This window comes from Sphingomonas abietis (genome assembly GCF_027625475.1).
Classification (GTDB): Bacteria; Pseudomonadota; Alphaproteobacteria; order Sphingomonadales; family Sphingomonadaceae; genus Solisphingomonas; species Solisphingomonas abietis.
Genome location: NZ_CP115174.1, coordinates 208,607 through 229,268, shown reverse-complemented (window position 1 = coordinate 229,268; position 20,662 = coordinate 208,607). Strand labels below are relative to the sequence as shown.

Genomic DNA, 20,662 nt, shown 5'->3' with positions numbered 1-20,662 from the left:
TCGACATGGCCCGTGATGCGACCCTCTTCACTCTCGAGCTGATCCTGCCTGCGGTGGGGGATTCCTTCCGCAAGCTCGATCCGCGCCAGCTGATCCGCAACCCGGTGATGTTCACCGCCGCCGTCGTGGCGGCCTTGCTCACCATCCTGCTCGTCGTCGGCCACGACAGTCTCGCCGCCGGCTTCAAGCTCCAGCTCGTGCTGTGGCTGTGGCTGACCGTGCTGTTCGGCACCTTCGCCGAGGCGCTCGCCGAAGGCCGCGGCAAGGCGCAGGCCGCCTCGCTGCGCGCCACCAAGGCGGAACTGACCGCCAAGCGCATCAGGGGCAACGGCACCGAGGCCGTGCCGGCCAGCGCGCTGCGCAAGGGCGACGTCGTGCTGGTCGAGACCGGCGACCTCATCCCCTCCGACGGCGAGGTCGTGGAAGGCGTCGCCTCGGTCAACGAGGCGGCGATCACCGGCGAGAGCGCGCCGGTGATCCGCGAGGCCGGCGGCGATCGCTCCGCCGTCACCGCCGGCACCCGCGTCATCTCGGATCGGATCACGGTGCGGGTGACGATCGATCCCGGCCAGGGCTTCCTCGATCGCATGATCGCGCTGGTCGAAGGCGCCGAACGCCAGAAGACCCCCAACGAGATCGCGCTGACCATCCTGCTGGTCGGCCTGACCATCATCTTCCTGATCGCGGTCGGCACCATTCCCGGCTTCACCCATTATGCGGGCGGCCAGGTGCCGGTGGCGATCCTCGCCGCGCTGCTGATCACGCTGATCCCGACGACGATCGCGGCGCTGCTGTCGGCGATCGGCATCGCGGGGATGGACCGGCTGGTGCGCTTCAACGTGCTCGCCAAGTCCGGCCGCGCGGTGGAAGCCGCCGGCGACATCGATACGCTGCTGCTCGACAAGACCGGCACCATCACCATCGGCGACCGCGCCGCGACCGAGTTCCGGCCGGTCCATGGCGTCACCCGCGCCGATCTGGCGGAGGCCGCGCTGCTCGCCAGCCTCGCCGACGAGACGCCGGAAGGCCGCTCGATCGTGACCCTCGCCCGCGAGGCGTTCGGCATCGCGACCCGCGCACTGCCCGAGGCTGCGGAGGTGATCCCGTTCACCGCGCAGACCCGCATCTCCGGCGTCAAGATCGGCGACCTGCTGATCCAGAAGGGCGCGGTCGATTCGATCCTCAAGGCCAATCCCGGCGTCGGCGAGAGCGCGGCGGCAACCGACCTGCGCCGCGCCACCGAGGAGATTGCGCGGGCCGGCATGACCCCGCTGGCGGTCGCGCGGAACGGCCGCCTGCTCGGCTCGATCGCGCTCAAGGACATCGTCAAGGCAGGCATCCGCGAGCGCTTCGGCGAGCTGCGCAAGATGGGCATCCGCACCGTGATGATCACCGGCGACAATCCTCTGACCGCCGCCGCCATCGCCGCCGAGGCCGGGGTGGACGATTTCCTCGCGCAGGCGACGCCCGAGGACAAGCTGGCGCTGATCCGCCAGGAACAGGCCGGCGGCAAGCTGGTGGCGATGTGCGGCGACGGCACCAACGACGCCCCCGCGCTGGCCCAGGCCGATGTCGGCGTGGCGATGAATACCGGCACGCAGGCCGCGCGCGAGGCCGGCAACATGGTCGATCTCGACAGTGACCCGACCAAGCTGATCGAGATCGTCGGCCTGGGCAAGCAGCTGCTGATGACGCGCGGGGCGCTCACCACCTTCTCGGTCGCCAACGACGTCGCCAAATATTTCGCGATCATCCCGGCGATGTTCGTGGCGATCTATCCGACGCTGGCGGTGCTCAACGTGATGGGGCTGAAGACGCCCCAATCGGCGATCCTCTCGGCGATCATCTTCAACGCGCTGATCATCCCGCTGCTGGTGCCGCTGGCGCTCAAGGGCGTGACATACCGGCCGATCGGCGCCGGGCCGCTGCTGCGGCGTAACCTCGCCATCTACGGGCTGGGCGGCCTCGTCGCGCCGTTCGTGGGCATCAAGCTGATCGATCTCTTCGTCACCGGCATCGGCCTCGCCTGAGCAAACCCGCCTGAGGAATATGGATATGAACAAGGATCTCCTCTCTTCGCTTCGCCCGTCGCTGGTGATGACCGGACTGTTCGCCCTGCTGCTCGGTCTCGCTTATCCGCTGGCGATGACCGGCATCGCCCAGGCGCTGTTCCCGCACCAGGCCAATGGCAGCCTCGTCATGGAGAAGGGCCAGCCGGTCGGCTCGGCGCTGATCGGGCAGGCCTTCGCCAGCAATCGCTATTTCCACCCGCGCCCCTCGGCGGCCGGCAAGGGCTATGACGCGATGGCCTCGTCCGGCTCCAATCTCGGCCCGACGTCGCAGGCGTTGGTCGATCGGCTGAAGGGCGACATCTCCAAGAATTCCGTGGCGGGGACCAATATTCCACCCGACCTGCTCACGGCCTCCGCCTCGGGGCTCGACCCCGATCTCAGTCCCGAGGCGGCTTTGTATCAAGTGGATCGCGTCGCCCATGCGCGCGGCCTTTCGCCCGCCACCGTCGAAACCCTCGTGACGCACGCGATCGAGCGGCCGTGGCTGCCTTTTCTCGGCGATCCCCATGTCAATGTGCTGGCGCTCAACCGCGCGCTGGATCGCATGGCGCGCTGATCCGCCAACCGGATCGGCGAACGGCATTGGGGCGGGGCGCGATCCGGGCTAAGGCCCGCATCATGCTCCGCCTCACCGAACTCAAGCTCCCGCTCGATCATCCGCCCGAGGCGCTGCCCGCCGCCATCGTCGAGCGGCTGGGCATCGCGCCCGCAGACCTGCTCGACTGGCGGGTCGCGCGCCGCGCCAATGATGCCCGCAAGAAATCGGCGATCCTGCTGATCTATTCGGTCGACGTGGCGCTCGCCGACGAGGCGGCGGTGCTGGCGCGCTTCGCCGGCGACCATCGCCTGCGCCAGACCCCCGATACCGCCTATCGTCCACCCGTTACCGCGCCGGCCGGCTGGGACGGCCCCCGCCCGGTCGTGATCGGGGCCGGCCCCTGCGGGCTGTTCGCCGGGCTGATCCTCGCCCAGATGGGGTTCCGGCCGATCATCGTCGATCGCGGCAAGCTGGTGCGCGAGCGGACCAAGGACACCTGGGGCCTGTGGCGGCGCGGCGTGCTCGATCCCGAAAGCAACGTCCAGTTCGGCGAGGGCGGCGCCGGCACCTTCTCGGACGGCAAGCTCTACAGCCAGATCAAGGATCCGCGCTTCCTCGGCCGCAAGGTGCTGGAGGAGTTCGTGCAGGCCGGCGCGCCCGCCGAGATTCTCACCGAGGCGCATCCGCATATCGGCACCTTCCGCCTCGTCACCATGGTCGAGAGCATGAGGAAGACGATCGAGGCGCTCGGCGGCGAATATCGCTGGCAGCATCGCGTCGAGGATATCGAGATCGAGGAGCGGCCCGACGGCACGCGCCGCCTGACCGGCCTGCGCTTCCAGACCGGCGAGGTGCTGGCCGCCGAGCATGTCGTGCTCGCGGTCGGCCATTCGGCGCGCGACACTTTCGAAATGCTCCACGCTCGCGGCGTCCATATCGAGGCCAAGCCCTTCTCGATCGGGGTGCGCATCGAGCATCCGCAGAGCTGGATGGACAAGGCCCGCTTCGGCGCCTGCGCGGGCAACCCGATCCTCGGCGCCGCCGCCTACAGCCTCTCCCACCACTGCACCAACGGGCGCACGGTCTACAGCTTCTGCATGTGCCCCGGCGGGCGCGTGGTCGCCGCGACATCGGAAGAGGGCCGCGTCGTCACCAACGGCATGAGCCAATATTCGCGCGCCGAGTTCAACGCCAATTCGGGCCTCGTCGTCGGCATCGATCCGGAGCAGGATTATCCCGGCCATCCGCTCGCCGGCATCGAACTGCAACGGAAGCTCGAATCGCTGGCCTATGTGGCGGGCGGATCGAGCTACGCCGCGCCCGGCCAGACGGTCGGGGATTTCCTCGCCGGGCGGCCGTCCACCGCGCTGGGCGAGGTGACGCCCTCCTACAAGCCGGGCGTGCATCTCACCGATCTCGCCCAGTGCCTGCCGCCCTTCGTGATCGATTCGTTGCGTGAGGCGCTGCCGATGTTCGGCCGCCAGATCGCCGGCTACGATCATCCCGATGCGGTCATGACCGGGGTGGAGACGCGCACCTCCTCGCCGATCCGGATCACGCGGGGCCAGGACGGCCAGAGCCTCAACCTCGCCGGCCTGTTCCCGGCGGGCGAAGGCGCGGGCTATGCCGGCGGCATCCTCTCGGCCGGCGTCGACGGAATCAAGGCGGCGGAAGCGGTCGCGGCGAGCCTCGTTCGCCCATGATCCCCCGTTCGGGACGAACGGGGATATCCCGAATCGTCAGGCTGGAGGCGCCAGCGCCTCGACCGCCTCGATGAAGCGCAGCAGCGAGATCGGCTTGGAGACATAGGCCGAGGCACCGGCCTCGCGCGCCTTGTCCTCGTCCGCTGGTGACGCATAGGCCGTGACGGCGAGGATCGGGATCGAGGCCAGCTCCGGGTCCGCCTTCAGCCCGGCGATCAGCTCGAGGCCGCTGATGTGCGGCAGCTGGATGTCCATGATGATCAGGTCGGGCATCACCGCCCGCGCCGTCTCGATCGCCTCCAGCCCGTCGCGCACGGGGGTCGGCTCATAGTCATGGACTTCGAGCAGATCGCAGAACAGCTTGAGATTGAGTTCGTTGTCCTCGACAACGAGCACCTTGCCCGGCAAAGCGACCTATCCTCCAGAAGAGAGAGACGGAGATAGGCGATGCGCGCGGCCGACACAAATCATCCCGACAGCGCGACCCTCGCTTTGTCCGCATTGGCCTGGACGCTCTCCGATGGCCCGCGCGCCGAACGGTTGCTGGCGCTGACCGGGCTCGATGCCGACGAGCTGCGCGCCCGCGCCACCGACCCGACGCTGCTCGCCGCGGTGCTGGCCTTCCTCGAATCCTACGAACCCGATCTGATGTCCTGCGCCGACGCGCTCGACGTCACGCCCGCGGCGCTCGTTCGCGCCCATCAGGAGCTTGAAGCATGACCCGCCCCCTGCTGATCACCGATTGCGACGAGGTGCTGTTGCACATGGTCGCGCATTTCCGCGACTGGCTGGCCGAGGCGCACGGCATCGACTTCGCCGTCGAGCATGAGAATTGGGGCGACGCGCTGGTCCGCCGCGACACTGGCGAGAAGGTCGCGCTGGACGAGGTATGGCCCTATGTGGACGGCTTCTTCGATAGCGAGATGGAGCGGCAGACGCCGGTGAAGGGCGTGATCGAGGCGCTCGACCGGATCACCGCGCACGCCGACATCGTGGTGCTGACCAACCTGCCCGATCACCGCCGCCAGCCGCGCATCGATCAGCTCAGCCGCCACGGCATCGTCCACGAGGTCTATACCAACCAAGGCGGCAAGGGCGCGGCGCTGAACGCCATCCTCGCCGAGCACAAGCCCAGCGTCGCGCTGTTCGTCGACGACCTGTCCTACCAGCTTCATTCGGTCGCCAAGGCGGCCCCGCAGGTCTGGCGGCTGCACATGGTCGCCGAGCCGCTGGTCGCGGTGCATCGCCCGCAGGCGGCCGACGCCCATGCCCGCATCGACGACTGGGCCGAGGCGGCCGACTGGATTCTCGCGCGATTCGCGGACGGCGAACCGGCCCCCTTGACCGCGACTGCCGACGAAGCCTAGCGCTCGGATCATGGATATCGACGCGAAGCTGGCCGAGCTCGGCCTCACCCTTCCCCAGGCCGCCGCTCCGGTGGCGGCCTATGTGCCCGCCGTCGAGGTGGGGGGCCTGCTCCATGTCTCGGGCCAGCTGCCCTTCACCGAAGCCGGCGCCCTCATCACCGGCCGCCTCGACGGCGCCGATGACGTCGCCAAGGGCCAGGAAGCCGCCAAGCGCTGCGGCCTGATGCTGGTGGCGCAGATCAAGGCGGCGCTGGGCGGATCGCTCGATCGGGTCGAGCGGATCGTCAAGCTCGGCGGCTTCGTGTCGTCGGGCGCCGATTTCACCGATCAGCCCAAGGTCATCAACGGCGCCTCCGAACTGATGGTCGCGCTGTTCGGCGAGGCCGGCAAGCATGCCCGCTCGGCGGTCGGCGTGCCGGTGCTCCCGCTCGGCGCGTCGGTGGAAGTGGATGCGATCGTCGCCCTTCGCGAGGCTTGATCGCAGGCTTGCGGCCGCGCCGGACGCGGGCCGCATCGCCTTTCTGCGCGCGCAGGATTTCGCGCATCGCGGCCTGTGGGGCGGCCCGGTTCCCGAGAACAGCCTGGCGGCGGCGCGCGGCGCCATCGCCGGCGGCTTCGGCATCGAATGCGACGTCCGCCTCTCGCGGGACGGCACTGTCATGGTGTTCCACGATGCCGATACCGAGCGGCTGACCGGCGTGCCCGGCAGCGTCGCCGGAACGACGGCGAACGCGTTCGCCGCCTTGCGGCTGGGCGGCGGCGAGGAGCGCGTCCCCACCTTGGCGCAGCTCATCGGGCTGATCGCCGGCCGGGTGCCGCTGCTGATCGAGATCAAGACCGACACGCTGGCCCAGACCGCGCCGCTCTGCCTGGCGGTGCGCCGCGTGCTGGAGGGCTATCGCGGCCCGGTCGCGGTGATGGGCTTCAATCCGGAGGTCGGCCACTGGTTCGCCAGCCATGCCCCGAAGATCGTGCGCGGCCTCGTCATGACCGAGCATCGCGACGGGCGCTTCCGCACATTGCGCGACGCGATCGCCCGACGCCTTGCGGTGAAGCGGGCGAGACCCGATTTCCTCGCTTATGACGTGCGCCATCTGCCCTCCCCTTTACCGTCCGCGCTCCAGACGACGGGCCTGCCGGTGCTGAGCTGGACGGTGCGCACCCCCGAACAGCGCGCGATCGTGGCGGAGCACGCCGATCGCCCGATCTTCGAGCGGCCCCACGCGGCATGAGCGGGGACGGCATGGACAGGAGCGACATGGACACAGGCGGCATGGACGACGTCACCGCCCGCATCGCCCCCGGCATCGGCGCGATCCCCGCGGCCGACTGGGATGCCTGCGCGGGCGACGACAACCCCTTCGTCTCCCACGCCTTCCTCTCGGCACTGGAGGATTCGGGCAGCGCGGTGGCGCGTACCGGCTGGCAGCCGGTGCCGATCGTCGTCGACGGCGCCGACGGACGGCCCGCCGGCATCCTGCCGGCCTATGCCAAGAGCCACAGCCAGGGCGAATATGTCTTCGATCATGCCTGGGCCGATGCCTGGCAGCAGGCCGGCGGGGACTATTACCCCAAGCTCCAGATCGCGGTGCCGTTCACGCCCGTTCCCGGCCCGCGCCTGCTGCTGCGCGATCCCGCCGCCGCGCCGACGCTGATCGCGGCGGCCGAGCTGGTCGTCGGCGAACACCAGCTCTCCTCCGCCCACGCCACCTTCCTGACCGAGGAGCAATTGCCGCTGTTCGAAGCGGCCGGCTGGATGATCCGCGCCGGCAGCCAGTTCCACTGGCACAATGACGGCTATGGCGATTTCGGCGATTTCCTCGCCGCGCTGTCGTCGCGCAAGCGCAAGGCGATCCGCAAGGAGCGCGAGGGAGCCCAAGCCGCGGTCGAGATCCGCACGCTGACCGGCGCCGAGATCGGCAAGGCCGAGTGGGATGCCTTCTGGGGCTTCTACCAGGATACCGGGAGCCGCAAATGGGGCACCCCCTATCTCACCCGCGCCTTCTTCACGCTGCTCGGCGAGCGGATGGGCGACAAGGTGCTGCTGATGCTCGCCTATCGGCACGGCCAGCCGGTGGCGGGCGCGCTCAACCTGATCGGCGGCGACGCGCTCTACGGGCGCTATTGGGGCTGCACGGAGGACATTCCCTTCCTCCATTTCGAGCTTTGTTATTATCAGGCGATCGACGCGGCGATCGCGCGCGGCCTCCAGCGGGTCGAGGCGGGCGCGCAGGGCGAGCACAAGCTCGCGCGCGGCTATCGGCCGGTGCCGACCTGGTCGGCCCATTATATCCCGCACCCCGGATTCCGGCGGGCGGTGGAGGATTTCCTCGCCCGCGAACGCCGGGCGATGGAGGAGCAGATCGAGATGCTCGATCAGATGGCACCCTTCCGCAAGGACGGGTGAAGCGTCAGCCTGTCGGGATCGATCCCGCAGGATCAGGCCCCGGCATCAGGCGGCGCGGCGCTGGTGCGTGGCGAGCCAGGCGCGGGCCAGCTTCTGCGCCTCGACGATCTCGCGCGCGGTCATCTCGTCGGCGATCTCGGCGCGCATGTCCTGCGCCTCGATCGAACCGGCGGCGGACGCCAGGTTGAACCATTTGTGCGCCTCGATCAGATCGACCTCCACGCCCCGGCTGCCGCTCGAATAGGCGATGCCGAGTTGATAGAGGGTCTCCGGATCGAACGCCGCCTCGGCGAGGCGGCTCTCGATCAGGAAGGCGGCGGATTTGAAACTGCTGGCCATCTGCGTTGGTCCTTTTCCACGCAGCTGGTTTTGCCGTCAGACATCCAACAAATGGTTAACGGCCCAATCGGCACGATCTAGACTATGGTCTAAATTATTTCCGTTACTTGCGATTTCTTGCTCGCACTTGTCGAACCATGTTCAGGCGGCGACGACCGGAAGATTGTCGATCAGTCGTGCCGCGCCCATCCGGGCCGCCGCCAGCAACCGCGCCGGGCGGTCGCCCAGCTGGTCGATCGAGGCGAGGGTCTCGGCATCGCGGAGCGTGACATAATCGATCGGATCGAAGCCGGCCTCGGCCAGCCGGGCGATCGCGGTGGCCAGCGCGCCCTCGATCGGCTCGCCCCGCCCGATCGCCGCCGCCGCCTCGCCCAGCGCGCGCGGCAAAGCGCGGGCACGGGCGAGTTCGTCCTCCATCAGATAGGCGTTGCGCGACGAGAGGGCGAGGCCCTGATCGTCGCGAACGGTCGGCACGCCGACAATCTCCAGCCCGAGATCCAGGTCCGTCGCCAGCCGCCGGAGGATGGCGAGCTGCTGCCAGTCCTTCTCGCCGAACAGCGCGACATCGGGGGCCACCTGGTTGATCAGCTTGAGCACCACCGTCGCGACGCCGTCGAAATGGCCCGGCCGCGCCGCGCCATCCAGCACCTCGGACACGCCGGAGATCGAAATGTTGGTCTCGAAGCCTTCCGGATACATGGTCTCGACCGCCGGCGCCCACAGGATCGTGCAGCCGGCTTTCTCCAGCAGCTGCGCATCGGCCCGTTCGCGGCGGGGATAATGGCCGAAATCCTCGCTCGGCGCGAACTGCTTCGGATTGACGAAGATCGATGCGACCACCGCGTCGGCGCGACGCAGGCCTTCTGCCACCAGCGCCATATGACCCTCGTGCAGGGCGCCCATGGTGGGCACCAGTGCGATTCGCTTGCCTTCTGCACGAAGGTCCGCGACGGCGCCGCGCAAGGCGGCCAGTTCACGGATGATTTGCACGGGCGACGGGCCTCCGATATGGCTTGGGGCTGGCTCTGTGCGGCGGCATTGGGGCCAAATCAAGGACCGCCGCAAGCCGAATGGGGAAGTTTTCGAGACATATGACCGACCGCGCGCACTTGATTGTTTTCGCCAACGAGAAGGGCGGCACCGGCAAATCGACCACCGCCGTGCATGTCGCCGTGGCGCTCGCCGCGCAGGGCCGCCGGGTCGCCGTGCTCGATCTGGATACCCGCCAGCGCACGATGGTGCGCTATCTGGAGAACCGTGTCGCCACCGCCACGCGCGAACAGGTCGAGCTCGCCACGCCCCGCTTCGAGGTGTTCGACCCGAACAAGGACGCCAACATCCTCGCCCGCATCGATGCGCTGTCCACCGATGCCGAATTCGTCGTCATCGATACGCCGGGCCGCGACGACCCCTATGCGATGAAGGCGGTGACGCGCGCCGACACGCTGGTGACGCCGATCAACGACAGCTTCATCGACCTCGACCTGATCGGGCAGGTCGATCCCGATACCTACCGGATCAAGCGCCCGAGCTTCTATGCCGAGATCGTGTGGGATGCGCGCAAGGTCCGCGCCAAGGCCGATGGCGGCACCGTCGACTGGGTGGTATTGCGCAATCGCCTCCAGCATCTCGAGGCCAAGAATATGCGCCGCGTCGGCCAGGCGGTGGACGAACTGTCCAAGCGGGTCGGCTTCCGCGTGATCCCCGGCCTCGGCGAGCGCGTCATCTATCGCGAGCTGTTCCCCAAGGGGCTGACCCTGCTCGATCTCGGCGCGATCAAGGAGGTGGGGCTCTCCCACGTCGCCGCGCGCCAGGAACTGCGCGAGATGGTTTCCGGCCTCCAGCTGCCCGAAGCGCCCGACCTGTTCAGCCGCCCCCAGGCCAGCGCGACGGCCTGAGGCGCGGGATCATGTCCGAAAAGATTCTCGTCGCGCTCGCGATCATGGCTGCCATCTGGTGGCTGGGGCAGCGCCGCAAGACGACCCTGCTGTCGATCAGCGAGGCGCGCGAGCTGCTCGGCGTGTCCGCGCGCGCCAGCGAGGACGAGGTACGCTCCGCGCATCGCCGGCTGATCGGCCGCGTCCACCCCGATGCGGGCGGATCGCAGGCGCTGGCCAGCCGGGTGAACGCTGCCCGCGATCTTCTTGTCGCCGAATTGAACCGGAAGAGCGCCTAAGCGTCTCAACCGCATACTTTCCAAGGGAGACCTACCACATGGCCCATCGTTTCGATCCCACGTCGCTGCGCGAATATGACATCCGCGGGATCGTCGGCAAGGCACTGGGGCCGGCGGATGCGACCGCGATCGGGCGGGGCTTTGCCACGCGCGTGCGCCGCGCCGGCGGCACCCGCGTCGCCGTCGGCTATGACGGCCGCACCCACTCGCCGCTGCTCGAAGCCGCGCTGGTCGAAGGGCTGACCAGCGCCGGCGTCGACGTCGTCCGCATCGGCCTCGGCCCCACGCCGATGCTCTATTATGCCGAGGCCACGCTCGAGGTCGATGGCGGCATCATGATCACCGGCAGCCACAATCCGGGCGATTACAACGGCTTCAAGATGGTGCTCCAGCACAAGCCGTTCTTCGGCGCCGACATCCAGGATATCGGCACGCTGGCCGAAGCGGGCGACTGGGAAGAGGGCCAGGGCACGATCTCCAACTACGAGATCATGGAGGATTATGTCGCCCGGCTGATGACCGCCTATGCCGGCGGCGCGTTCAAGATCGGCTGGGATGCGGGCAATGGCGCCGCCGGCCCGATCGTCGATCGCCTCGTCAAGCTGCTGCCGGGCGAGCATCACACCCTCTACACCGAGATCGACGGCACCTTCCCCAATCACCACCCCGATCCCACCGAGGAGAAGAACCTCGCCGACCTCAAGGCGCTGGTGAAGGACAAGGGCCTCGATTTCGGCATCGCCTTCGACGGCGACGGTGATCGCATCGGCGCGATCGACGGCGAAGGCCGGGTGATCTGGGGCGACCAGCTGCTCGGCATCCTCGCCGAGCCGGTGCTGCGCGAACTGCCCGGCGCCACCATCATCGCCGACGTAAAGGCCAGCCAGGCGCTCTATGATCGCATCGCCGAGCTCGGTGGCACGCCGCTGATGTGGAAGACCGGCCACTCGCTGATCAAGACCAAGATGAAGGAGACCAACTCTCCGCTCGCCGGCGAGATGAGCGGCCACATCTTCTTCGCGCACGACTATTACGGCTTCGACGATGCGCTCTACGCCGCGATCCGCCTGATCCAGGCGGTGCGCGTGCTCGGCGGATCGCTGACCGCGATCAAGTCGGCGATGCCGGTGATGATCAACACGCCCGAGATGCGCTTCCAGTCGTCCGAAGACCGCAAGTTCAAGGTCGTGGACGAGGTGCTGGAGCGGCTCGCGGCGTCGGGCGCGGAGGTCGACAAGACCGACGGCGCCCGCGTCAACACCGACGACGGCTGGTGGCTGCTGCGCGCGTCCAACACGCAGGACGTGCTGGTCGCCCGCGCCGAAGCCAAGGACGAGGCCGGCCTCGAGCGGCTGATGGCCCAGATCAACGATCAGCTCGCCCAGTCGGGCGTCGAGCCGGTGCTGTCCGCCGGCCATTGATCCTGTTCCCCGCCCCATTCCGGCGATCGCCGGGATGGGGCGGCCCCGGCTTCAAGGCCCTCTCGCCACGCCGCGGCGCCGCCGTTAAGCTGGGCGCTGCACAGGGGGACACGCATGAAGACCGAGCGGATGACCGCGTTCACCGATGGCGTGGTCGCCATCATCATCACCATCATGGTGCTGGAGCTCAAGGTGCCCGAAAGCACCGAGCCGCGGGCTCTGCTGGCCGCCGCCCCCATCCTCGGCGCCTATATCCTCAGCTACATCAATGTCGGGCTGTACTGGAACAACCACCATCATCTGCTCCAGGCCGCCAGCCGGGTCGATGGGCGGGGCCTGTGGGCGAACCTGTTCCTGCTGTTCTGGCTGAGCCTCGTCCCCTTCGTGATCCGCTGGATGGACGAGGCCGGGTTCGGCTCGATGCCGGTCGCCGCCTACGGCTTCGTGCTGGGCATGGCCGCGATCGGCTATCGCTGGCTGCAACATGAGATGATCCGGATCAACGGCGGCCGCACCTCGCGCCTCGCCGATGCGCTGGGGCAGGACTGGAAGGGGAAAATGTCGGTGCTCGGCTATCTCATCGCCATCCCGCTGGCCTTCGTGACGCCGTGGATCGCCGTGGCGCTGTATGTCATCATCTCGGGGGTCTGGCTGGTGCCCGATCAGCGGATCGAGAAAAGGCTGATGGCCGACTAGCGGCGGGGCTAATGCCGCGGGACCATCAGCGCGAGATCGCGCTTGGCGGTCAGAACGACCGCATAATTCCGTTCGATCAGGCGCGGCAGCGGCTCGGGCAGCCGGCCGCTGCCGCGGAAATAATGCTGGTTCCGATCGATCACCATCGCTGCGAGCCTCCGCTCGCCAATGGCGCGTTCCAACGGCCGCGGATCGGTCCCGGTCCTGAGCCGCTGGCCATATGCGAAGAAATCGATGCCGACCGGTCGATCCGCCCAATAACAGACCGCCAGCATCTCGCAGAGCACGGGCCCCTGCGCGCTGCGCACCCCGTCGATCATCCCGGCCCAGGCCCGTTGCTGTTTCGGAATGGCGATCAGGCGGCCGATGGTGCGGGTCACGTTGAGCGGCGCGAACAGCAGCAGCGGTGCCAGCGCCAACAGCAGCCAGCGGCTCCGCGCCCTGATATCCGGGCCGCCGGGCGTCGCTTTTTCTGCCGCCAGCCCCAGAAAGGCGCCGCACACCAGGACAAGGCCGATCAACCCGTCGAAATGGGCGTTCAGGAACACGCCCGCCCCCATGCGCTGCCCCAGCCCGGAGACGGTGCCGAGCGCCGCGAAGATGAGCAGCAGCATGGCGCGCGGATCACGGCGCAGCGATCGGGAAGCGACCAGCGCGACGACGATCAGCCCGGCCAGGTCGGCCACCGTCACGAACCCATCGAGAAAATTCTGGAAATCGGTCGTCCGCTTGAAGCCGAAAAGCTCCAGGAAGATGGCATTCCCAAAGCAGGCCGCGAGAAGCGCGACCGCCGCACCCGCGAAGAGCGCACCGGACAGGCACCAGATCAACAACGCCCGGCGGTTGTACAGGAGCAGCCATGCCGTCACCGACAGCGGAAGCGCGATCTGGTTGTGCTTGATCAGGCCCGCCACCACCATGATCGCCGCCGCCGGCACGATATCGCGGGCACCCAGTCGGCGAGGTTCGACGCGCAGCAGCAGCAGCAGGCTCGACAGCGCCACTGCCTGGCCGGGCCATTGCGGGTTGCTGACACCGACGAACTCCCGGAAATCCACGGTGGCGAACAGCAGGAAGAGGAGCGCGGACATCCACGCCCAGCGGACGGGCGATCCCAGCATATGGACGATACGGCCGATGATCGCGGCGACGGCGAGCAGCGACAGGAACGCGATGATCCGCCCCGCGAAGATATTATCGCCGACCAGGCTGCCCAGATAGCCGTCCGCATAGAAGAATAGAGGCGGGTAATTATTGGCGATCAGCGTGTTGGAGACCGGATAGAGCACACCGCCGCCGACCGCGGCACGCGACCAATAGGCACTCCATCCCTCGCCATAATCGTTGGACACATGGATGAACATGCCGGCCAGGGGCGGGAGCAGCGACAGCACCAGAATGATCAGGCACAGCCACGCCAATATCCGGAACAGCCTGGCCTCGGCGGCGTGGGGCCGGGATTCGAAACCCTCGGCCCGCACCTGCCGAGGGCGCCGGCTGGATGTCAGCGCGATCATGAAAACTGTTGCCCCAGATGCATTATCGTCATGGAAGCTATTGTCAGGGATTCAGCGCTTGCGCCACGTCACCAATGCGGAGGCACCGAAATTCCACACCGAGCCGATCACCGCGCCGGCGACGCCGGACACCCACCAGCGATGATGTTCGCTGAACAGGACCACGCCCGTGCCGACATTCGCCAGCGCGCCGATTCCACACAGCAGATAGAAGCTCGCGAGACCGGCCACCATCCGCAGGCCCGTCAGGCGACGATCGCGGAAGGTCAGGCTGTTGTTGAACAGGAAGTTGAACGCGATCGCGACCAGCACGGCCATGATCTGCGCCCTCGCGAAGGATGCGCCATCGAACGCCATCATCCCCCTGAGCACGGCGACATGAACGCCGAGCCCGAGCGTGCCGACCGCGGCGAACATGACCGGACGGGGCGGCGCGAAGCGGCGGATCAGCCGATCCGCGATCGTCACCGCATAATCGATCGCCACCCCGGCGCCCAATTTGCTGTCTCCGGCGACGCGGGTGCGGAAGCGGAAGGGCAGTTCGACCACGCGCAGCGGCTGGGGGCTGGACGTCAGCAGGTCGAACAGGATCTTGAAGCCACGCCCTGAAAGACGCGGCAGCAGCGCCTCCACCTTGGTGCGGCGCACCGCGAAAAAGCCGCTCATCGGATCGGTCACCGGCGCCTGAAGGACCAGTTGCGACAGCTTGGTGGCGGCCCGGCTGCACTTCAGGCGAAAGCTGTCCCAGTCCCCGGTCGAGCCATTTTCGCAATAGCGCGATCCGATCGCGACATCGGCCGCGCCGCCGTTCACCAGCGCGAACAGGCGGGGCAGCAGCCGCTCGTCATGCTGGCCATCGCCGTCGATCACCGCGACGACCGGCGCCATCGTCGCCATCATGCCCTCGATCACCGCCGACGACAGCCCGCGCCGGCCGAAGCGGCGCACCACCCGGATGTCGGCGCGCCCGGACGCCAGCGCGGCGATCCGCTCGGCGGTGCCGTCCTGCGACCAATCGTCCACGAACAGGATCTCGTAGCGGATGCCGGCCAGCGCCGCATCGAGCCCGGCGACGATCTTCGCGACATTATCGGCCTCGTTGAAGGTCGGCACGATCACCGCCAGATCGAATCCGCCGGCCTTCGCCACCATGATCGGCCGGACATTCTTGGCCGGCACCGCGACGCCTATCGACATATCTTCTTCCTCACACGCGAGCGTCGTCACCCGCGCCCGTGCAGGCCCAAAACGGGCTGAACGATCCATGAAGGAAGACGCACACGTTGCCGTAGAACCTTGATCGCGCACCCTATCGGCGGTGCGCCGGGCAGCATGCGCGGCAGACGGTTCAATCGTCCTCGTCCTCGTAGCCGACCAGCGCCAGCGCCCGCGCCTTGATCTGACGGGTCATGCACCAGTGGACCAGCGCCTCTTCCCGGCCGTGCGTCACCCACAACTCCTGGGGCGCCAGTTCCTTCACCGTCGCGGTGAGCTCGTCCCAGTCGGCATGGTCGGAGACGATCAGCGGCAGCTCGACATTGCGCTGCCGTGCCCGCTGCCGCACCCCCATCCAGCCCGACGCCATGGCGGTGATCGGATCGGGCAGACGGCGCGACCAGCGATCGTTGAGCGCGCCGGGTGGGCACATCACGATCTTGCCGCGCAACTGCTCCTTCGCGGCGGCGGTGGCGGGCACCAGTTCGCCGAGATCGACGCCCAGCTCCTGATAGAGCGCGCACAGCCGTTCCATCGCACCATGGATGTAGATCGGCGCGTCATGGCCGCGCAGCCGCAGCTCGGCGATCAGGCGCTGCGCCTTGCCCAGCGCATAGGCGCCGACCAGCACGCAGCGATCGGGGTTGGCGTGGAGCGCTTCCAGCAGCCGGTCGATCTCGGCGCCGGTATCGGGATGGCGGAACACCGGCAGGCCGAACGTCGCCTCGGTGACGAAGATGTCGCACGGCACCGGCTCGAACGGCGCGCAGGTCGGGTCGGCGCGGCGCTTGTAATCGCCCGACACGACGATGCGCTCGCCGCGATGCTCCAGCACGATCTGCGCCGATCCCAGCACATGCCCCGCCGGCACGAACCGCGCGGTGACGTCGCCGACCGTCACCGTCTCGCCATAGGCCACGCTCTGGCCGGACTGCGGGCCGTAGCGCGTCGCCATGATCGCCAGCGTCTCGGGCGTGGCGAGGACCGCGCCATGGCCGCCACGGGCATGATCGGCATGGCCATGGGTGACGAGCGCGCGCGGCACCGGCTGCGAGGGATCGATCCAGGCATCCGCGGCGGGCACGTAGATGCCGTGGGGATGCGGTTCGATCCAGGAGCCGAGGCGCGCCATCCCAGCTATATCGCTGGCGCGCCGCTAAGTTCCGCCGGTCAGCGCAGCTTGGATATCTTCAGCCCGTCCTGCTTGGCCCGCGCCTGCACCGATTCCTCGGAGCGGGTGAGCGCCTTGCCGATCGCCTTCAGCGCCATGCCCTTGGCGGCGAGGCGGTGCAGCTTCTGGACCTCGTCGGTGGTCCAGGGTTGCTTGTGACGGACGAAACCCTCGGCCATGCGCCTACTCCGTGATCACCTTGCCCTTGGTGGAGGGGTTGGCGGCGATCGTCTTCTTGACCTCCTTCTTGGGCTTCTTGGCTTCCTTGTTGCTCTTCACCTGACCCTTGGCCATCGCATGTCTCCTGGAGGAGCCATCCTTCTAGCTCGGCCGGGCGTGTGTGGCGAGGGCTGGCGAACCGGGCGACGAGCCCCGATATTCGATGGCGAATGTCCGATCTCCCCCCGATTCTCGCCCAATGGTTCGCCGGCCGGGGCTGGCAGCCGCGCCGCCACCAGCTGGCGATGCTGGACGCCGCGCGGGCGGGGAAGAGCGCGCTGCTCGTCGCGCCGACCGGGGCGGGCAAGACGCTGGCCGGCTTCCTGCCCAGCCTCGTCGAACTGATCGAGCAGCCGAGCGACGGCCTCCACACCCTCTACGTCTCGCCGCTGAAGGCGCTGGCGGTGGACATCCAGCGCAACCTGCTCGGCCCGATCGAGGAGATGGGGCTGGCGATCCGGGTCGAGACCCGCACCGGCGACACGCCCTCCGATCGCAAGGCCCGCCAGCGCGTCCGCCCGCCGCAGATGCTGCTGACCACGCCCGAGTCGCTCAGCCTGCTGCTCTCCTATCCGGAGGCGGCGGAGATGTTCGCCAATCTGCGCACGATCGTGATCGACGAGGTCCACGCCTTCGCGCCCTCCAAGCGCGGCGACCTGCTGTCCCTGTGCATGGCCCGGCTCCAGCGGCTGGCGCCCGCGATGCGGCGCGTCGCGCTGTCCGCCACCGTCGCCGAGCCCGATGTCTATCGCGCCTGGCTGTCCGGCGACGGCGATCTCGATACCGTGGCGCTGGTGCAGGGCGATCCCGGCGCCGAGCCCGACATCGCCATCCTGCTGCCGCAGGAGCGCATCCCCTGGTCGGGCCATTCGGGCCGCTATGCCGCCGAGCAGGTGATGGCGCAGATCGCCGCACACCGGATCACGATCATCTTCTGCAACACCCGCAGCCTCGCCGAACTGATCTTCCAGGATCTGTGGGCAGCCAACGAGCAGCATCTGCCGATCGGCATCCACCATGGCAGCCTCGACATCGCGGCGCGGCGCAAGGTCGAGCAGGCGATGGCGGACGGGCGGCTGCGCGCGCTGGTCGCCACCGCCAGCCTCGATCTCGGGGTCGACTGGGGGGATGTCGATCTGGTCATCCAGATGGGCGCGCCCAAGGGCTCGTCGCGCCTGCTCCAGCGCATCGGCCGCGCCAACCACCGGCTGGACGAGCCCAGCAAAGCCCTGATCGTACCCGGCAACCGCTTCGAATATCTGGAGGCGCGCGCCGCCGTCGATGCGGTGGAGGCGGGCGAGCGCGATCCCGACGTCTTCCGCCCCGGCGCGCTCGACGTGCTGGCCCAGCATATCATGGGCGTCGCCGCCTCCGCCCCGTTCGCCCGCGACGATCTGCTCGCCGAGGTGCATGAAGCGGCGCCCTATGCCACCCTGCCCGCCGAGACCTTCGATCGCGTGCTCGGCTTCGTCGCGACCGGCGGCTATGCCTTGCGCGCCTACGACAAATATAAGCGGCTCACCGAAGGCGCGGACGGGCTGTGGCGGGTCTCGCACCCGCGCTTCGTCACCCAGCACCGCCTCAACGCCGGGATCATCGTCGAGGCGCCGATGCTCAATGTGCGGTTCCGCAACGGCCGCTCGCTCGGCCGCGTCGAGGAGGGCTTCGCCTCGTCGCTCAGCCCGCACGACACCTTCTTCTTCTCGGGCCTCAGCCTGGAGGTCGAGGGCGTCAAGGGCGAGGATCTGTTCGTCCGCGCCACCGCGCGGCCGGCCCGCATCCCGACCTATGGCGGCGCGCGGATGCCGATCTCGACCAACCTCGCCGATCGCGTCCGCCACTTCCTTCACGAGCCGGCGCAATGGCCGCGTTTCCCGGCCGACGTGCGCGAATGGCTGGAGATGCAGCGCCGCCGCTCGGTCCTGCCCGCGCCCGACCGGCTGCTGATCGAGACCTTCCCGCGCGAGGGGCGGCACTACATGGTGGTCTACAGTTTCGAGGGCTGGAACGCGAACCAGTCGCTCGGGATGCTGGTCACAAGGCGGATGGAAACCGCGGGTCTCCAGCCGATAGGATTCGTTGCCAGCGACTATGCCATCGCGACCTATTCGTTAAAGCCGGTGATCGACCCCCGGCCGCTCTTCTCGCCCGACATTCTTGAGCATGAGTTCGTCGACTGGGTACAGGAATCGGCCTTGCTCAAGCGCGCCTTCCGCGAGGTCGCGGTGATCGGCGGGCTGGTCGAGCGCCAGCATCCCGGCCAGCGCAAGACCGGGCGCCAGGTGAGCTTCTCGACCGACCTGATCTACGACGTGCTGCGCCGCTACGAGCCGGAACATCTTTTACTTCAAGCGGCTTGGGATGACGCCAAGGCGCGGATGACCGACGTCGGCCGGCTCGGCCGCCTGCTCGATACGGCAGCGGAACGGATCGAGCATGTCGATCTCGAGCGAGTCTCGCCGCTCGCGGTGCCGGTGCTGGTGCTGATCGGGCGCGAGCGGGTGGCGGCGGGCAGCGTCGACGATGCGCTGCTCATCGAGGCCGAGGCCCTCGTCGCCGAAGCAATGTGTGGAGACGCCGATTTTAACCATGATCCTTTACCCACGAATTAAGGAATCCCGCTAGCGCTGGTCCTCGCTCGGGGGAGCGACGACCTGAGGTGGCATGTGAAGGGTTATGTGCTTGGCGTGATCGCCGCGGTGACGGCAGTGGCCACGCCCGCGGTGGCGCAGGACAGCTATGACGGCCGGATCGGCGCGGGGCTCGAATGCGTGCCCTATGCACGCCAGATGTCCGGCATCCAGATTTACGGCAATGCTTGGACCTGGTGGGATCAGGCGTCCGCCCGCTATCAGGAAGGCGCCGCCCCCAAGGTCGGCGCGGTGCTGGTCTTCCGCCCCAAGGGCGTGATGAAGCTCGGCCATGTCGCGGTCGTCAGCAAGATCGTGTCCAGCCGGATCCTGATGATCAGTCATGCCAACTGGTCGCGAATCGGCGGCGTGCGCGGCCAGATCGAGAAGGACGTGACCCTGGTCGACGTCTCGGCCGGCAACGACTGGAGCGAGGTGCGCGTGTGGTGGCGCGACAATCACGGCCTCGGCACCACCCGCTACCCGGTCTATGGCTTCATCTACGGACGCGACGCCAATTCGGGCGAGCAGATCGCCCATGTCAGCAAGGATCTCGCCAGCGCCTCGCCCGATATCGTCGGCGCGGTGATCGATTCGCTGGGCGCCGCCCCGGCGAGCTGATCGGCCGTCCTCAGCGGAAGGTCTGCGACAATCCGCTCGCCCGCGCCTCGCGCAGCAGCCGGCGCGCCCTCAGCAGCATCTCGATCCGGGTGGTCGCGATCAGGCCGAGCGCGAACGCCATCAGCACGTCGATCGCGATCTGCGCGTTGAGGCCGGTGCCGCCCATCTCCTCCATCGCCACCCGCCGCACGAGCAGCAGGCCGACGAGCAGCAGCACCGCGAGCGGTGACGCCTGCTGGCTGAGCGCATGGGTTTCGGGATCGACGCTGATCCGCATCATCGTGCCGCGATACCAGCCGATCCCACCCCCGATGACCAGCGCCGCCGCGGCCGCGGCAAAGCCGATCGGCGTCGGCGGATGGGTCGCGAACATGCCGATCACGAACACGGCATAGAGCGCCGGCAGGATCCACAACGTCTCCAGCCGCAGCCGGCGCGCGCCGCGCATCCGCCACAGCCTGATCCCGACCACCAGCAGGATGATGACCGCCGGAACGACATATTGCATCCAGGGCCCCTGGATCGGATGTGACTGCATAGCTGTAACTCCCCGCTCTTCCCCCGCGCGAT

At 68.2% G+C, this 20,662-nt stretch carries 22 protein-coding genes; 14 read left to right on the top strand and 8 right to left on the bottom strand.

Annotated features, from left to right (window positions below):
- The first annotated feature begins 5 nt into the window (after positions 1-5).
- The 3 genes from kdpB (at position 6) to PBT88_RS01165 (ending at position 4,313) form a co-directional block, all read left to right on the top strand.
- On the top strand, positions 6-2,030 hold the full coding sequence (gene kdpB, locus PBT88_RS01175; RefSeq protein ID WP_270077437.1) for a potassium-transporting ATPase subunit KdpB: 2,025 nt from the start codon (positions 6-8) through the stop codon (positions 2,028-2,030).
- A 25-nt stretch (positions 2,031-2,055) separates the two neighbouring features.
- Positions 2,056-2,628, top strand: a complete 573-nt coding sequence (kdpC, locus tag PBT88_RS01170; RefSeq protein ID WP_270077436.1) for a potassium-transporting ATPase subunit KdpC — start codon at positions 2,056-2,058, stop codon at positions 2,626-2,628.
- Between the two features lie 62 nt (positions 2,629-2,690).
- Positions 2,691-4,313: an NAD(P)/FAD-dependent oxidoreductase gene (locus tag PBT88_RS01165; RefSeq protein WP_270077435.1), complete on the top strand. Its 1,623-nt coding sequence runs from the start codon at positions 2,691-2,693 to the stop codon at positions 4,311-4,313.
- A 36-nt stretch (positions 4,314-4,349) separates the two neighbouring features.
- Here PBT88_RS01165 and PBT88_RS01160 read toward each other — a convergent pair whose 3' ends face one another.
- Positions 4,350-4,721 (bottom strand): response regulator, encoded by a 372-nt coding sequence (locus tag PBT88_RS01160; protein ID WP_270077434.1) that lies wholly within the window; start codon positions 4,719-4,721, stop codon positions 4,350-4,352.
- 39 nt (positions 4,722-4,760) lie between these two features.
- On the opposite strand from PBT88_RS01160, the gene PBT88_RS01155 reads away from it, so the two are divergent.
- Genes PBT88_RS01155 through PBT88_RS01135 form a run of 5 tightly spaced genes read left to right on the top strand, consistent with a single transcriptional unit; the run spans position 4,761 to position 8,087 of the window.
- A complete protein-coding gene (locus PBT88_RS01155) occupies positions 4,761-5,033 on the top strand; it encodes a DUF3572 family protein (protein ID WP_270077433.1) in 273 nt (90 codons plus the stop codon).
- A complete protein-coding gene (locus tag PBT88_RS01150; protein WP_270077432.1) occupies positions 5,030-5,680 on the top strand; it encodes an HAD family hydrolase in 651 nt (216 codons plus the stop codon). The genes PBT88_RS01155 and PBT88_RS01150 overlap by 4 nt, the downstream gene beginning before the upstream one ends.
- Before the next feature lie 10 nt (positions 5,681-5,690).
- Positions 5,691-6,158, top strand: coding sequence for a RidA family protein (locus PBT88_RS01145; RefSeq protein ID WP_270077431.1), 468 nt, complete (start codon positions 5,691-5,693; stop codon positions 6,156-6,158).
- Positions 6,130-6,912: a glycerophosphodiester phosphodiesterase family protein gene (locus PBT88_RS01140; protein ID WP_270077430.1), complete on the top strand. Its 783-nt coding sequence runs from the start codon at positions 6,130-6,132 to the stop codon at positions 6,910-6,912. The genes PBT88_RS01145 and PBT88_RS01140 overlap by 29 nt, the downstream gene beginning before the upstream one ends.
- A 41-nt stretch (positions 6,913-6,953) precedes the next feature.
- A complete protein-coding gene (locus PBT88_RS01135) occupies positions 6,954-8,087 on the top strand; it encodes a GNAT family N-acetyltransferase (RefSeq protein WP_270079132.1) in 1,134 nt (377 codons plus the stop codon).
- Positions 8,088-8,132: 45 nt separating this feature from the next.
- Here PBT88_RS01135 and PBT88_RS01130 read toward each other — a convergent pair whose 3' ends face one another.
- Positions 8,133-8,426 carry an SEL1-like repeat protein gene (locus tag PBT88_RS01130; RefSeq protein ID WP_270077429.1) on the bottom strand — a complete coding sequence of 98 codons (294 nt, stop codon included), beginning with the start codon at positions 8,424-8,426 and terminating at the stop codon, positions 8,133-8,135.
- Between the two features lie 141 nt (positions 8,427-8,567).
- The gene (gene panC, locus PBT88_RS01125) at positions 8,568-9,416 is read right to left on the bottom strand and encodes a pantoate--beta-alanine ligase (protein WP_270077428.1); all 849 of its coding nucleotides are present in this window, start codon (positions 9,414-9,416) and stop codon (positions 8,568-8,570) included.
- A 101-nt stretch (positions 9,417-9,517) separates the two neighbouring features.
- On the opposite strand from panC, the gene PBT88_RS01120 reads away from it, so the two are divergent.
- The 4 genes from PBT88_RS01120 (at position 9,518) to PBT88_RS01105 (ending at position 12,719) form a co-directional block, all read left to right on the top strand.
- Complete coding sequence (locus tag PBT88_RS01120; protein WP_270077427.1) at positions 9,518-10,324, top strand: division plane positioning ATPase MipZ; 807 nt, start codon at positions 9,518-9,520, stop codon at positions 10,322-10,324.
- Between the two features lie 11 nt (positions 10,325-10,335).
- Positions 10,336-10,602 carry a DnaJ domain-containing protein gene (locus PBT88_RS01115; RefSeq protein ID WP_270077426.1) on the top strand — a complete coding sequence of 89 codons (267 nt, stop codon included), beginning with the start codon at positions 10,336-10,338 and terminating at the stop codon, positions 10,600-10,602.
- 38 nt (positions 10,603-10,640) lie between these two features.
- Positions 10,641-12,023: a phosphoglucomutase/phosphomannomutase PgmG gene (gene pgmG, locus PBT88_RS01110; protein WP_270077425.1), complete on the top strand. Its 1,383-nt coding sequence runs from the start codon at positions 10,641-10,643 to the stop codon at positions 12,021-12,023.
- A 114-nt stretch (positions 12,024-12,137) separates the two neighbouring features.
- Entirely contained in the window at positions 12,138-12,719 is a 582-nt protein-coding gene (locus PBT88_RS01105) for a TMEM175 family protein (RefSeq protein ID WP_270077424.1), read from the top strand.
- 8 nt (positions 12,720-12,727) lie between these two features.
- Here the strand turns inward: PBT88_RS01105 and PBT88_RS01100 are convergent, their stop codons facing one another.
- The 4 genes from PBT88_RS01100 to PBT88_RS01085 all read right to left on the bottom strand — a co-directional run bounded on the left by PBT88_RS01100 (position 12,728) and on the right by PBT88_RS01085 (position 16,801).
- Positions 12,728-14,236, bottom strand: coding sequence for a hypothetical protein (locus PBT88_RS01100; protein WP_270077423.1), 1,509 nt, complete (start codon positions 14,234-14,236; stop codon positions 12,728-12,730).
- 51 nt (positions 14,237-14,287) lie between these two features.
- Positions 14,288-15,433, bottom strand: coding sequence for a glycosyltransferase family 2 protein (locus PBT88_RS01095; protein WP_270077422.1), 1,146 nt, complete (start codon positions 15,431-15,433; stop codon positions 14,288-14,290).
- Positions 15,434-15,584: 151 nt separating this feature from the next.
- Positions 15,585-16,583 (bottom strand): ligase-associated DNA damage response exonuclease, encoded by a 999-nt coding sequence (locus PBT88_RS01090; protein WP_270077421.1) that lies wholly within the window; start codon positions 16,581-16,583, stop codon positions 15,585-15,587.
- Positions 16,584-16,621: 38 nt separating this feature from the next.
- Entirely contained in the window at positions 16,622-16,801 is a 180-nt protein-coding gene (locus PBT88_RS01085) for a hypothetical protein (protein WP_270077420.1), read from the bottom strand.
- A 210-nt stretch (positions 16,802-17,011) separates the two neighbouring features.
- Here PBT88_RS01085 and PBT88_RS01080 point away from each other — a divergent pair, with 210 nt between their 5' ends.
- Together PBT88_RS01080 and PBT88_RS01075 are read left to right on the top strand one after the other, a co-directional pair.
- Positions 17,012-19,453, top strand: coding sequence for a ligase-associated DNA damage response DEXH box helicase (locus PBT88_RS01080; protein ID WP_270077419.1), 2,442 nt, complete (start codon positions 17,012-17,014; stop codon positions 19,451-19,453).
- A 54-nt stretch (positions 19,454-19,507) separates the two neighbouring features.
- On the top strand, positions 19,508-20,092 hold the full coding sequence (locus tag PBT88_RS01075) for a CHAP domain-containing protein (protein WP_270077418.1): 585 nt from the start codon (positions 19,508-19,510) through the stop codon (positions 20,090-20,092).
- 10 nt (positions 20,093-20,102) lie between these two features.
- Here PBT88_RS01075 and PBT88_RS01070 read toward each other — a convergent pair whose 3' ends face one another.
- A complete protein-coding gene (locus tag PBT88_RS01070) occupies positions 20,103-20,600 on the bottom strand; it encodes a CcdC protein domain-containing protein (protein ID WP_270077417.1) in 498 nt (165 codons plus the stop codon).
- Positions 20,601-20,662: the final 62 nt, after the last annotated feature.